Origin of the sequence: Sphingomonas sp., assembly GCF_048595155.1 — a bacterium.
Classification (GTDB): Bacteria; Pseudomonadota; Alphaproteobacteria; order Sphingomonadales; family Sphingomonadaceae; genus Sphingomonas_I.
Genome location: NZ_JBMDXN010000063.1, coordinates 1 through 13322, shown reverse-complemented (window position 1 = coordinate 13322; position 13322 = coordinate 1). Strand labels below are relative to the sequence as shown.

The following is a 13322-nucleotide window of genomic DNA, read 5'->3' as shown; positions in this document are numbered from 1 at the left end:
GCGGGTCGGCGCGCCGGTCGTGTCGCCTGATGGCCGCTGGGTCGTGTGGGATCAGCGCGAAACCGATCTCGCTGCGAATAAGGGGCGTCGCGATCTATGGCGACTGGATCTGAAGACGCGTGGTAGCGCGCCGCAGAGGTTTGCGTCGTCCGATGCGGAGGAGAGTGATCCCGCCTTCGGACCCGATGGCGCGCTCTATTTCCTGTCCAATCGCAAAGGCGGCAACAATGCGGTGTGGCGCACCACCATGGCGGGTGGAGCACCGACGCAGGTGACGGGCGATTATGATCTGTCGGGCTTCAAGGTCTCACCGCGCGGCAATGCGATCCTGGTCTGGGCCGATCGCCCGGTTGGGGCGACGTCGCTCGACGCCCGTGAGCCTGAAAAGGCGAAGGATGCGGGCAGCGGCCGCACCTATGATCAACTGTTCGTGCGCCACTGGGATAGCTGGGCGGACGGGCAGCGTTCGCAGCTCTTCGTCATCCCGCTGACGGCGGGCAAGGCATCCGGGCCGGGCCATGCCATCGAAGGTTCGCTGGTCGGCGATACGCCCTCCAAGCCGATGGGCGGCGGCGAAGAACTGGCCTGGAGCCGCGACGGGCAAACCGTCTATTTTGCGCTGCGAGAGGCGGGGCGGATCGAACCTTTGTCGACCAACCTCGATATCTTCGCCGCGCCGGCCGATGGATCGACCCCGCCTGTCAACCTGACGCCGGCCAATAAGGGCACCGATACGGCCCCAACGGTATCGCCGGATGGCCGCTGGCTCGCATGGACGGCGATGAAGCGCGCGGGCTATGAGGCCGATCGCCTCGTCTTGTGGGTGCGCGATCTGCAGACCGGTCAGACACGCGCGGTGACCGAGAAATGGGATCGCTCGGTCGGCTCCGTCAAATGGGCGCCTAATTCGGCCAGCCTGTATGTCACCGCTGAAGATACGCTGGATGTGCCGCTGTTCCGCGTCGATCTGGCAGACGGGCAGCCCCACCGTCTCACCGGCGCCGGGCATGTCAGCGCGTTCGATGTGCTGCCCGATGGCGGGCTGGTCTATGCGCTCGACAGCCTGACCGCGCCGGCAGATCTCTATAACTGGGCTCCCAATGGCCGTGTCACGCGGCTGACGAGCGTCAATGCCGCCAAGCTGGCGGGCGTCGACCTGCCGACGCTAAACCGCTTCAATTTCAAGGGTGCCGATGGCGACACCGTTTGGGGCTGGGCGCTCCGTCCGGCGCAACTTCCGGCAGGCGCCAAGGCACCGGTCGCCTTCCTCGTCCATGGCGGACCCCAGGGCAGCTTCAACGATAGCTGGTCCTATCGCTGGAACCCGATGGCCTGGGCGGGACATGGCTATGCCGTCGTCTCGGTCGATTTCCATGGCAGCACGGGCTACGGCCAAGGCTTCACCGATGCGATTAATCAAAGTTGGGGCGGTCGTCCGCTCACCGATCTCAAGGCCGGGCTGAAGGCCGCGACCGAACGCTTTGATTTCCTTGCCGGTGACAATGCCTGCGCTGCCGGCGGCTCCTATGGCGGCTATATGATGAACTGGATCGAGGGCAATTGGCCGGACCGGTTCAAATGTATCGTCCAGCATGACGGCGTGTTCGACGCGCGCGCCATGGCGTATGAGACCGAAGAGCTCTGGTTCGACGAATGGGAGCATGGCGGAAAGCCTTATTATGAGGATCCCGTCGCGTTCGAAAAATGGAACCCGGTCAACGATGTCGCCAAGTGGAAGACGCCGCAGTTGGTGATCACGAGCGAAAAGGATTTCCGCATCCCCTATACCGAGGGGCTAGCTGCCTTCACCGCGCTGCAACGGCGCGACATCCCATCCCAATTGCTCGTCTTCCCCGACGAAAATCATTGGGTGCTGAAGCCGAAGAACAGCCTGCAATGGTATCAGACCGTGTTCGACTGGATGGACCGGTGGACCGGCAACAAGCCGCAATAAGCGGATCCGCGGGTGGTCCGGCGGGCCATCCGCTCGCATGCTCCTGCCGACGCGGCCAAATGGCGCCATGATCGTTCAGCCCTCGAAAGTGAGGGACATCATCATGGCGGATCGCGAGAAGATTACCGACGGCGCCAATGAGCGCGCCATTGACGAGTCGCTGGCGAGCACCGGACCCGGCATCCCGGATGACGCGCTGCTCCCGGGCGAAGACTTGCCGGATCCCCCGAGCGACGCGGAGGTGGCGCGGGTCGCGCGCAAGCTTGGAGCGCCGATACCGCAAGCCAATGGCGACGCCAGCGACGGGTAGAGTGCGCTCAGGCTGGGCTGCTGAGAAGGCTCGCTGACGGCAAAACCTGTGCCGCGCCCGAGTGGCGGGTGACGGCATAGGTGAAGCCGGGCAGCAGCGCGAAGGCGCCGATCCGACCGTCGGCGCCCAGCGCCAGGAACCCGACCTGCATGCCCTTGATCGCCTCGCCGCGCAGGCGGGCGATATGCTCGACGGCCTCGCGGCAGGCGGCCTGCGGGGACAGGCCTGCGCGCATCGATGCCACGACACGCGCCGTGCCCGCGATCCGCGTCACCTCTTCGCCGACGCCGGTGGAGGCCGCTGCGCCCACGCCCTTTTCCAGGAACAGGCCGCAGCCGGCTTGCGGGCTATCGCCGACCCGCCCGCGCATCTTGAAGGCCATGCCCGAAGTCGTGCATGCGGCGGCCAAATGGCCGTCACGGCCGCGCGCCATGATGCCGATCGTATCATGGTTCAGCTTGGATCCGGGCGGGCCTGGCAGCTGATTTTCGATATTCGCGACCGGGCGATATTGGGAGGTTTTCAGCCACTCCCGCCATGCCTTCTCTGCTGGCGGCGTCAGTAGGTTCGTCTTCGGCATGCCCTGTTTGAGCGCGAAGCGGGTTGCGCCTTCGCCGACCAGCAGCGTGTGCGGCGTCTTTTCCATCACCAGTCGCGCTACCGTGATGGCGTGGACGACATCCTCCAGTGCCGCCACGGCGCCCACCCGGCCATCCTCATCCATGATGATCGCATCCAGCGTCACATGCCCGTCCCGATCCGGATAGCCGCCATATCCAACCGAGTGATTGTCGGGGTCGGCTTCCGGCACCTTGGCGCCGGCCTCCACCGCATCCAGCGCGCTGCCGCCGGCCCGGAAGGCCGCCAACGCCGCCTCATTCGCTGCCTTGCCGAAGTCCCACGTGGAAAGCGCCGCGACGGGATCGGCATCCGCCGCCAATATGCTGCTCGCCCCGGCTGCGGCGACCGCCGCCGCGCCGAGGCGGATCATGGTACGTCGGGTCGGCGCGTCGCTCATCCTGTCAGGCTCCTTGCGGTTCGTGTCGATTGTCGATCGCGCTGCGCAGCGCCCGCACCTTGGCCGCGTCCGTCGCGCGACGTGGTCCGGTGGCAAAGCCCATTCGGACCTCGCGTTCGGCCGGATGCGCTAGGGCGACGCTGGCCGAGCTGTGGACCGCGCGCGCGCCGCTCTGTGCGAGCAAGTGCGCGACATTATCCGGCGCAACGCCCGCACCCGGCATGATGGAAATCCGCCCGCGCGCTGCGGCCACCATCTCGGCCAACCTCGCGGCGCCGTCGATCGCGTTGGGTGCGCCACCCGAACTCAGGATGTGGTCATAGCCGAGCGCGCACGCGACTTCCGTCGCGGCGACCGGATCGGGGGTGAGGTCGATCGCCCGATGCAGCACGACATGCGCATCGCGGGCGGCCTCGCGGAAGGCAGCGAGCGCGTCCCGATCCAGTTGCCCGTCGACCTGCAGCGCGCCTACCACCACCCCGGCCGCACCCGCCGCCAGCGCGAGGCCGATCTCGTCGACCATGAAGGCCACATCTCCATCCTGCAGCACGAACCCGCCCGCGCGGGGGCGGATCATCGCATGAATTGGCAAGCCGGATCCCACCGCGTGGCGGAGCAGGGCAGGGGACGGGCTCAAGCCGCCGAGCTCGAGGGCCGAGCAGAGTTCGATCCGATCCGCGCCGCCGGCGACGGCCGCGTCTACGCCTGCGGCATCGTCCACGCAGATTTCGAGCAGCACGGTCACCGCCAAACCTTATGGCGGCCCTGACACCCTGCCAAGCGGAGCTTGATCCTCAGATGGTCTGCAGCCCATATTCCTTGATCGCGCCGATCAATTGGCGATGGCGGGGCAGGCGCGCGCGCATTTTCTGCGTCATAGACCGGTTTTCGTCGAGTATCCGCCGCGCCAGCCGGTCGTTCGCGACCACGTCTTCGGGCGCCACTTCCGTGCGGAATTGCATGCCGTACAGCACATATTGATAGCTGGCGGCGGGGAAGACTTCCTCCAGTCGATCGAACTCGTCGAAGAACCAGGGCGACTGATATTTCCACAAATGGAGCAGGTTCTGCAGCCGTTCCGGCACGCTTTTCGGGTCGACATTGTCGATCCAGAACGCGCTGTCGGTGCGCTTGGTGAGCACATAATGCAGCTTCAGGAAGTCGATAATGCGGCCCCAGCGGTAGCTTGTGACGTCGTTGAAGCGCTTCGCGACGATGTCCATGACTGCCCGATTGGCCGGCAATTGCTCCGCGATCAGCTTCGCCGACAGCTCGATCAGTACGATTGCGGACGCTTCCAGGGGCTCCAGGAAGCCTGCCGCGAGACCGATCGGCACGACATTATTCTTCCAGAAGGTCTCGCGATGCCCGGCCTTGATCGGGATTTTGCGCACCGAAAGCCCGTCCGCGGCCGGGCCGATATAGGCCCGCAGCGCCGCCTCGGCCTGATCGTCGCTGGTGTGACTGCTGGAATAGACATGGCCGATGCCGCGCCGGGTGGGCGTCCCGATATCCCAGATCCAGCCCGCCGATTGGGCGGTCGAGATCGTGTGCGTCGCGATCGGCGCATCCTCGTCCGCGTAAGGCACCTGTACCGCCAGCGCGGTATCGCAGAACAGGATGTCGCTGCAGTCGCGAAACGGCACGCCCAGCGTCTTGCCGATCAGAAGCGCGCGAAAGCCGGTGCAGTCGACGAAAAGATCGCCTTCGATGCGGCCGGCCTGCGGCGTGACGACGGCCGTCACATCGCCATTTTCCGCCTGCTCGACCTCATCGACGTCGGCCAAAACATGGCGAACGCCCAGTTTTGTCGTGCAATGACGCTGCAGGAAAGGCGCGAATTTGCCCGCATCCAGATGGTAGGCATAGTTGGCCAGGCCGTCATATTCGGGCGTCGTGATTAGCTTGGGGCCGAGATTTTCATCGCACAATTCGCCCTGCGGGCACACTGCGTCGCAGAAACTCGTTTGCGGCTGCTGGTGCAGCCAGTGCGGCACCAGGTTCACGTCTGCGAAACCGTGCGGAAGCATCAGCGGGTGGTAATAGCCGTCGCCTTCTTCGCCGGTCGTCCATTTCGCAAACCAGGCGCCTTGCTTGAAGGCAGCATCGCATTCGCGGAAGAAGTCGGTTTCGCGAATACCCATCTTCTGCAGCGTGCCGCGCAATGTCGGCCAAGTGCCTTCGCCGACGCCAATAATCGGCACATTGGGCGATTCGACCAAGGTCACGCTGAGCGTTCCGGCCGCAATCCGGGCTTGGTGGCGCGCCGCGATGATCCCGGCGGCCAGCCAACCGGCCGTCCCGCCGCCGACAATAACAAGGCGCTGCACCCTCTCGCTCATCCGTGCCCTCCGGCTTGATCTATTTTTCCGTCCCTTATCATCATTGCCAAGGCGCGCGCTACGCTTGGCGGGCCTCGCCGAGCCCTGTATTGCGGACCGAAAGAGCAAGCGTGGCGGGTGTTCGCCTCAGCGGTGTGAGAGGAAAAGGGCATCATGACGCAGCTGGAACTGCTCAATCAGCACGTTCATGGCGACCTGCACCTGCGGGCGTGGGAGGAAACGTCCCGTAACTTCATTCCGCTCGCGGCGTCCGAATTTACTGCCGCCGCCGCTTATTACCCGATCCTGCTGACCAAGAATGCCCATACCGGGCAATTCTATGCGGGCGCCATGCTGGGCCTGAAACCGGGCGAAAACCTGTTCCTGGACGGGCGCGGCCGGCTGTCCGGCTATCGTCCGCTCGATCTGGAGCGTCAGGCTTTCTTCATTTCGGGCGAAGAGATTGCGGTGGATCGTACGCACCCCCGCCTGGGCGAAAGCGATGGCACGCCCTTGTTCGAGGACGATGGCCGCCCGGCCGATCCGCTCCGGCGCATCCAGCGCGCGCTGGCGCAGCTGAACAGCGGCATGGCGGAGACGGACCAGTTTCTGCAGGCGATGCTGGGTGCCGAGCTGATCGAGCCGATCGAGGTGGCGCTCAACTTCGACGATGGCGAGCGGCTCATCCTGCAGGAATTGTACACCGTCAGTTCGGATCGGCTGCAGCAACTGCCGGATGACCAAGTGCTGGATCTGTTCCGGCGCGGCTATCTGCAGCTCGCTTATGCGCAGATCGGATCGCTGAAGCAGATTGGCAGTCTTGCGCGCCGCCGTAACGATCGCCTGTCTGCATTAGCCTGAGGGAGGTGATGCCGTCGATCGTTGAATATGCGGCAGCGCAGATCGACGCCGAGACGTTTCGCCGGGATATTGTCGCGCCTTGCAGGCCGGTAGTGTTGCGCGGCCTGGTCCGCGAGTGGCCGGTCGTTAAGGCCGCCACGGTCTCCACCTCCGCCTTTGGCGAGTACCTCGCCCGCTTCGTGACGGACAGGACGATGGAAGCGTTCATTGGCAGCGCTGACGTCGCCGGGCGTTATTTTTATTCCGAAGATCTCAACGGCTTCAATTTCGAACGTCGCGCGATGACGCTGCGTGCGGCGCTCGACCACATCCTGAGTGAGCCGGTGACAGGTCAAACCGTCTATGCCGGATCGCTCTCTGTGGCGGAATTCCTGCCCGGCTTTGCCGCCGAGAACGCGCTTTCCCTGCTGGACGGCACCGCCGCACCGCGAATCTGGCTTGGCCATGCCTCCCGCGTGGCGACCCATTATGACGCGTTCGACAATCTTGCCTGCGTCATCCTCGGCAGGCGGCGCTTCACGCTCTACCCGCCGGAGGCGATCGCAGACCTGTATGTCGGGCCGATCGACCATACAATGGCGGGCCAGCCGGTGAGCCTGGCCGCATCGGCCGCGCCGGACGACCCGCGCTTTCCCCGCTTTGCGCAGATCCGCGATCAGGCGCTGACGGCGGAGCTTGAGGCCGGCGATGCGCTCTACCTGCCCAAATTGTGGTGGCATCAGATCGAGGCGACGGCACCCGCCAACGGTCTGATCAATTATTGGTGGGATGCGTTCAGCAGCGGTCCGGATGCGCCGCATACCAGCATGCTGCTGGCCATGATCGCGATCGCCGAAAGGCCGCAACCGGAACGAGAGGCGTGGCGTGCTTTCTTCGACCATTATGTGTTTCGCAGCGCCGGCCACCCCTTGGCCCATTTGCCCCCCGAGCAGCACGGTATACTCGGCCCGTTGAAGGCCAATTACGGACGCATCCGCGCTTACGTCCTGCAGATGCTGCGCGGCTAAGATGCGCAGCGATCCATCGATCAGGCAGTGCCCGGTTCGAGTTCCCAATAGGTCGCGTAGCGCTGATGCGCGATGCGGTAATAAGGCACCAGCCGCACCGGCTGGCCGTCGGTCGCGCGCGCGGTGAATTCCAGCGGCTGCGGGCCGGGGCGGAGGCTCGCGGCCAGGGTGGCCGGATCTCCGGCGAGCTTCGGCGCCGCAAAAGGCGCGTCGTTATAGCTGCCATATTTGCGTTCGTTGACGATAATGTCGGCACCCGGCGATAAGCCGGCGGTGCCGAGCGCGCCGGCCAAGACCAGCGGCCCATAGGTGAAGGCGGCAATGTCGGGTGCCGCCGGCGTGGTCTCGGCGCCGGTAGTCATGACGAGCTGCAATGCTACCTCGTCGCCGCTGTTCCAGGTGCGGCGCAGATCGAGATAGCGGCCCGGCGCGTTCGAACGTTGCACCTCCTTGCCGTTGACCAGGATCGTTGCCGTTTGGCTCCAGCGGGGATGGCGCAGCTTCAGCGTCAGTTCGGTAGGGCGCGACAGATCCCAGCGCAGGGTGGTGGACGGTGTTTCCGGGAAGCGGGTGACCTGCGTCAGCCGCGCGCCCTTGTCCTTCCAACTTACCGAAGAGGGCACGAACAGGTTCACATAGAGGCTATCATCGTCATGAAAATAGATGGAATCCCGGTATTTAACATGGTTCTCCATCCCGGTGCCGGTGCAGCACCAGAAGGAATCTTCCGGGGTGTGGTAGAGCTTCATGTAACCAGGCCGCGCGCCCTGGAAAAAGGTCGCCATGCCGCTGTCGGGATCCTGCGACGCAAGGATGCCATTGTATAAGGTGCGCTCGTAATAATCGGCATAATCGGACTGCGGATCGTAGAGGAACAGCGCGCGGGTCAGCTTCAGCATATTGTGCTGGCAGCATGTTTCCGAGCCCTTGGCCGAGAAAACATGCTGGCTAAATTCGCCCATCGGGAAGAAATGCTCATTGTCGCCGTGGCCGCCAGTGGCGAACGACCGGGTGCGCGCCACCGTGTTCCAGAAGAAGGCCGCCGCATCACGGTATTGGACGTCGCCAGTGGCCTCATAGACGCGTTGGAAGCCGACGATCTTTGGCACCTGCGTGTTGGCGTGCAGGCCATCGAGCTGGTCGCGATGCTTGGCGAGCGGCTCCAGGATCATCTTGTGCGAGAAACGCTGCGCGAGAGCGCGATAATCCTCTTTGCCCGTCATGAAGTACAGATCGGCATAGATTTCATTCATGCCGCCATGCTCGGTCGTCAGCATCGCCTCAAACTGGGCGTCTGATAGAGGGCGCGTCGCGACGACGCCCCAGTCGGCCAGGCGTAGCAGCACGTCGCGCGACGGTTGGCTGTCCGCAAGCAGGGTGGCATCGCGCAGTCCGGCATAGACTTTGTGCAACGTATACCAGGGAACGCCGGTGATCTTTTCCCCCCGCAGGTGCGCGGACACCAGTCCGGCCCCATCGGGGAAAGCGCAGATCAGCCCGGATCCCGATGCTTTCTGACAGGCGGCAAGTTCGCCGGCGATATAATCAATCCGCTGACGATAGCGCGCATCACCGGTCGAGCGATAGGCGAGCGCACAGGCCGAAAGATAATGGCCCAGGGTATGCCCGTGGCAATTGATCTCCGCCCAGATCGGTTCGGATTCCCAGCCGCCATAGACCGGCGCCTTCGGCTGCAATCCGGCATTGACGCGGAAGTTGTGCAGCATGCGATCCGGCTGCAGGCGCATCAGATAGGCTTCGGTCTGCCGCTGGGCGTGGAGGAAAGGACCATCGCCCAAGGTCACATCGGCCATGTCGAACGGCTTCAGCTGCGGGCGGGGCTGGCTCTCTGCGGATGGTGCGCTGGCGACAGCAGCGCGCGCCGTCATCGGAATAGCCCAGGAAGCGATCATCGCGCCGGCACCGGCATGGGCGAGGAAGCGGCGGCGGCTCTGACCCGAGTGGCGGGCATGCACGTGCGACACTATCCTTCTCCTTCGCCTTATCTTCGATGGCCGCCGACCGGTTAGCGGTTGCGATGGCGTTGCGGAAGATCGGCCGAACCGAAAACGATATAATTCCACGACATATGCAATGCCGCGGCATCGTTGTGCGAAAGCTTCGCCAGCCGTGGTCGGGCATCGGAGGCGATCCGACTGGCGATCGGCATTGTCGAATGCCAGGCGGTCAGCGCAGATGTTCGGCCAGAAAATCAACGAATGCACGCACGCGCGCGGGGATGCTGCTGCCGCCGACAAAAACCGCGTGGATTTGTTCGACGTCACCTGGGTTGAAATCCTCCAGTATCGGGACGAGCCGGCCTTCTGCGAGCTCCTGGGCAACGCTGAAGGCCCCGACGCGCGCGACACCGATGCCGCTGGCGGCGAGTTGCCCCAAGGTCTCGCCATTGTTCGCCTCGATGCTGCCGTTAACAGACAGCGTGAAATCCTGGCCATCGCGCCGGAACGGCCAGATCGGCTCCGCCCGGCGGAAGCTGAAGTTGAGGCAATTATGGTCGTGCAGGTCTTCCGGCGTGCGTGGCGTCCCGTGCGCGGCCAGATAATCGGGCGATGCCACAATCACCCGCCGCGTCTCCCCCAATTTGCGGGCGGTGAGCATGCTATCGGCCAGAGGGCCGAAGCGCACGGCGACATCGGCCTGGCCCGCGGCAATATCGACCAGGCTGTCGGTGAGCGCGACATCAATCAGGATGTGCGGATACAAAGCGGAAAAGGGGCCGAGCAGGGGGACGACACACAGGCGGCCGTGCGACAAAGCGGCGCTGATCCGTAGACGCCCGCGCGGCGCACCCTGGTCGGCGATCTGCTGTTCGGCATCGTCCAGGTCTGCGAGAATCCGTCGCGCCGCCGATAGATAGGACTGACCCTCCGCCGTGAGGCTTAGTGCACGGGTGGAACGCAACAGCAGCCGCACGCCCAATCGCCCCTCGATGCGATCCATCGTACGGGCGATCGCCGACGGGCTGAGATCCAGCTTTCGTGCGGCAGCGGAGAAGCTGCCGAGTTGCGCGACAAGCTCGAAGACAGCCATCTCCCTTGCGCGATCGGCGCCGCCCGGCTTTGCGTTCACTGCATAAGTCCTTGGTCTTTGTTGGGGCTACTCGCTCTCGTGATCGGCGTCCATCTTTGTCCGCACCGACGTAAGTGAAAGGTCAATCGATGGAATATCGGCAGCTGGGATCCTCCGGCCTGCGCGTGCCTGTGCTCAGCTTCGGCACGGGCACTTTCGGTGGCGAAGGCCCATTGTTCAGCGCGTGGGGCAGAAGCGATGCCGCGGAAGCGCGCCGGCTGATCGACATCTGCCTGGATGCAGGGCTGACCTTGTTCGACAGCGCCGACGTTTATTCGAGCGGTGCGTCCGAGCGGATCCTGGGAGAGGCAATCCGGGGCCGACGCGACGATGTGCTGATCTCTACAAAGGCCGGGCTCCCTATGGGGGAGGGGCCGCATGACTGGGGTGCCTCGCGGACGCGGCTGATCCGCGCGGTCGAGGATGCGCTGCGTCGCCTTGGCACAGACCATATCGATCTGTTCCAACTTCATGCCTTCGATGCCTCGACATCCGCCGAAGAAGTGATGGGCACGCTGGATCTTCTGATCGCGGCCGGAAAGATCCGCTATGCCGGCATTTCCAATTACCCAGGCTGGCAGATCATGAAGGCGCAGGCGGCGTCGCGGCGCCATGGGTGGCCGCCCCTGGTCGCGCATCAGGTTTATTATTCCCTCATCGGCCGGGCTTACGAAGCGGAGCTCATGCCGATCGGGCTGGATCAAGGGCTTGGCGCGCTCGTCTGGAGTCCGCTTGGATGGGGGCGGCTGACGGGGAAGATCGGTCGCAACCGGCCCGCTCCGCCTGAAAGCCGTTTGCATGCGACCGAGCAGTTCGCTCCGCCGGTCGATCCTGAACATCTTTACGCCGTCATCGACGCACTGGAGCAAGTCGCGGAGGAAACCGGAAAAAGCGTGCCGCAGATCGCGATCAACTGGCTGCTGCGCCGGCCGACGGTGGCCTCGGTCATTATCGGTGCCCGCAACGAGCAGCAATTGCGCGACAATCTTGGCGCCGCAGGATGGGCGCTGACGCCGGCGCAAGTCGCCATGCTCGATGCAGCAAGCGACATGCTGCCGCCATATCCACATACGCCCTATCGGCAGCAGGCCGGGTTTGCCCGTCTGTACCCCGCGCTGGTGTGAGGAGAAACGGAATGGCGAAGTTCAACCCCGGGCTGTTGGCCCTCGCCGCCGGTGCATTCGGTATCGGCGTTACGGAATTCGCGCCGATGGGGCTTCTGCCGGTCATGGCCAAGGATCTCGATGTCTCGATCCCGGCGGCAGGGTTGCTCATCAGCGCCTACGCGCTGGGCGTCATGATCGGCGCACCGGTGATGACATTGGCGACGGCGCGCTGGCCGCGCCGCAGGCTGCTCATCCTGCTGGCCGGCGTTTTCACGCTCGGCAACCTGCTTGCCGCGGTATCGCACAGCTACGGGCTGCTTCTGGCGGCGCGCGTCCTGACATCGTTCAACCATGGCGCCTTCTTCGGCATCGGCGCGCTCGTCGCAGCCAGCCTGGTTCCGCAGCAGCGTCAGGCCAGCGCAGTTGCAGCCATGTTCATGGGGCTGACCATTGCCAATGTCGTGGGCGTGCCGCTTGCGACATGGGCGGGCGAGCATCTCGGCTGGCGGACATCCTTCTGGGGCATCGCGCTGCTGGGAGTTCTGATCATGACATCGCTGCGTTTGACGCTGCCGGTGTTGCCGGCTGCGGACGGTGGCAATGCCCGCGCCGAGTTGCGCGTGCTCATGCGGGGCGAGGTCCTTGGCGCGCTCGCGCTGACCGTGGTCGGATCCAGCTCCATGTTCACCGTGTTCACCTATATAGCGCCGATCCTGCGCAGCGCGACGCACGCATCCGCCGGGTTCGTCACCACCATGCTCGTCGTTTACGGACTGGGCCTGACCGCGGGAAATTGGTTGGGCGGCCGCTTCGCGGATCGATCGGTTGACCGCACGCTTATCGTCACCCTGGCATCGCTCTGCGCCATCCTGACCGCCTTTGCCTTCCTCATGCCCTTTGCTGCGCCGGCGGCGCTATTGATCTTCCTGTGGGCGGTGGCGAGTTTTGCGCTTGTGCCGCCCTTGCAGGTGAGGGTCATGACCGTGGCCGCCGACGCGCCCAATCTGGCCTCCGCCGTTAACATCGGCGCATTCAATCTTGGCAACGCCTTGGGGGCGGCACTGGGCGGCGGCGTGATTGCGATGGGATGGGGCTATCCGTCCGTCTCCATCGCCGGCGCGGCGACTGCCGCAATCGGACTCGTGACGATGATATTCTTCGCGCGAGGCGCAGTCACGCGCAGGTCAGGTGAATTGTGCCCTGCAGGTTGAAAGATAAGAACCGACATGTTCCGGTTGTGCTTTGCTGACGGGCCGCCCGGATCCAGGCTCAGCAAACGGCGAAATCTTGGTTTCAATTGAAGCTAAGCCGCTGATTGCGGGCGTCAAACCGAATTCAGCCCGGTGTTACGACTGCTGCCAATCGGCAACACTCGCGGGCGGCAGAAAAGTTCCCTCGATCAACAAAAAACTACGCTGAAGCGCCGTATCCGCTCTCTGCACTGTCATAAGGTGTTGCGGCAAGGAAACAGGTTTGGGGCAGTTGTTGCGTTCATGCAGGTGGCGTTTGCGCCTGAGGCTTGAACAGCCTTATTCATGAATCAGCAACAAACGGGGCGAACCGGCCCCAATTGGGGATTCGCACATGTTCGTCGCAACCACTCCTTTCGCACGGCGCGCTCGCTCGCTGTTGATCGGTCTCCCGCTCGCCACCGG

The 13322-nt window shown here is 64.2% G+C and carries 12 protein-coding genes; 6 read left to right on the top strand and 6 right to left on the bottom strand.

From position 1 onward, the window contains the following. Positions 1-1954: prolyl oligopeptidase family serine peptidase (locus tag ACOJSI_RS10320; protein ID WP_420138198.1), on the top strand; the 1954-nt coding region annotated here is incomplete at its 5' end. A gap of 88 nt (positions 1955-2042) precedes the next feature. Further along, a complete protein-coding gene (locus ACOJSI_RS10315) occupies positions 2043-2264 on the top strand; it encodes a hypothetical protein (RefSeq protein ID WP_420138197.1) in 222 nt (73 codons plus the stop codon). Between the two features lie 7 nt (positions 2265-2271). Here ACOJSI_RS10315 and ACOJSI_RS10310 read toward each other — a convergent pair whose 3' ends face one another. From ACOJSI_RS10310 to ACOJSI_RS10300, 3 genes are read right to left on the bottom strand one after another with little or no spacing between them, the layout of a single operon-like run. Next, positions 2272-3282, bottom strand: coding sequence for a N(4)-(beta-N-acetylglucosaminyl)-L-asparaginase (locus tag ACOJSI_RS10310; protein ID WP_420138196.1), 1011 nt, complete (start codon positions 3280-3282; stop codon positions 2272-2274). A gap of 4 nt (positions 3283-3286) precedes the next feature. After that, positions 3287-4027 carry a copper homeostasis protein CutC gene (locus ACOJSI_RS10305; RefSeq protein WP_420138195.1) on the bottom strand — a complete coding sequence of 247 codons (741 nt, stop codon included), beginning with the start codon at positions 4025-4027 and terminating at the stop codon, positions 3287-3289. 49 nt (positions 4028-4076) lie between these two features. Continuing rightward, positions 4077-5624, bottom strand: a complete 1548-nt coding sequence (locus ACOJSI_RS10300; RefSeq protein ID WP_420138194.1) for a tryptophan halogenase family protein — start codon at positions 5622-5624, stop codon at positions 4077-4079. A gap of 153 nt (positions 5625-5777) precedes the next feature. Here ACOJSI_RS10300 and ACOJSI_RS10295 point away from each other — a divergent pair, with 153 nt between their 5' ends. Together ACOJSI_RS10295 and ACOJSI_RS10290 are read left to right on the top strand one after the other, a co-directional pair. Continuing rightward, a complete protein-coding gene (locus ACOJSI_RS10295) occupies positions 5778-6464 on the top strand; it encodes a SapC family protein (RefSeq protein WP_420138193.1) in 687 nt (228 codons plus the stop codon). Between the two features lie 8 nt (positions 6465-6472). Next, positions 6473-7471, top strand: coding sequence for a cupin-like domain-containing protein (locus ACOJSI_RS10290; protein ID WP_420138192.1), 999 nt, complete (start codon positions 6473-6475; stop codon positions 7469-7471). Positions 7472-7491: 20 nt separating this feature from the next. Here ACOJSI_RS10290 and ACOJSI_RS10285 read toward each other — a convergent pair whose 3' ends face one another. The 3 genes from ACOJSI_RS10285 to ACOJSI_RS10275 form a co-directional block, all read right to left on the bottom strand. Further along, a complete protein-coding gene (locus tag ACOJSI_RS10285; RefSeq protein WP_420138199.1) occupies positions 7492-9384 on the bottom strand; it encodes a glycoside hydrolase family 127 protein in 1893 nt (630 codons plus the stop codon). A gap of 113 nt (positions 9385-9497) precedes the next feature. Further along, complete coding sequence (locus ACOJSI_RS10280) at positions 9498-9641, bottom strand: hypothetical protein (RefSeq protein WP_420138191.1); 144 nt, start codon at positions 9639-9641, stop codon at positions 9498-9500. 17 nt (positions 9642-9658) lie between these two features. Then, positions 9659-10561 (bottom strand): LysR family transcriptional regulator, encoded by a 903-nt coding sequence (locus tag ACOJSI_RS10275; protein WP_420138190.1) that lies wholly within the window; start codon positions 10559-10561, stop codon positions 9659-9661. Between the two features lie 89 nt (positions 10562-10650). On the opposite strand from ACOJSI_RS10275, the gene ACOJSI_RS10270 reads away from it, so the two are divergent. Then, positions 10651-11685 (top strand): aldo/keto reductase, encoded by a 1035-nt coding sequence (locus ACOJSI_RS10270; protein ID WP_420138189.1) that lies wholly within the window; start codon positions 10651-10653, stop codon positions 11683-11685. Between the two features lie 11 nt (positions 11686-11696). Beyond that, on the top strand, positions 11697-12878 hold the full coding sequence (locus tag ACOJSI_RS10265; RefSeq protein WP_420138188.1) for an MFS transporter: 1182 nt from the start codon (positions 11697-11699) through the stop codon (positions 12876-12878). Positions 12879-13322 lie beyond the last annotated feature (444 nt).

Coding starts and splice junctions, on each gene's coding strand:
- ACOJSI_RS10310 (WP_420138196.1), bottom strand. CDS start 3,282: ATGAGCGACGCGCCGACCCGACGTACCATGATCCGCCTCGGCGCGGCG.
- ACOJSI_RS10300 (WP_420138194.1), bottom strand. CDS start 5,624: ATGAGCGAGAGGGTGCAGCGCCTTGTTATTGTCGGCGGCGGGACGGCC.
- ACOJSI_RS10295 (WP_420138193.1), top strand. CDS start 5,778: ATGACGCAGCTGGAACTGCTCAATCAGCACGTTCATGGCGACCTGCAC.
- ACOJSI_RS10290 (WP_420138192.1), top strand. CDS start 6,473: ATGCCGTCGATCGTTGAATATGCGGCAGCGCAGATCGACGCCGAGACG.
- ACOJSI_RS10285 (WP_420138199.1), bottom strand. CDS start 9,384: ATGATCGCTTCCTGGGCTATTCCGATGACGGCGCGCGCTGCTGTCGCC.
- ACOJSI_RS10280 (WP_420138191.1), bottom strand. CDS start 9,641: ATGCCGATCGCCAGTCGGATCGCCTCCGATGCCCGACCACGGCTGGCG.
- ACOJSI_RS10270 (WP_420138189.1), top strand. CDS start 10,651: ATGGAATATCGGCAGCTGGGATCCTCCGGCCTGCGCGTGCCTGTGCTC.
- ACOJSI_RS10265 (WP_420138188.1), top strand. CDS start 11,697: ATGGCGAAGTTCAACCCCGGGCTGTTGGCCCTCGCCGCCGGTGCATTC.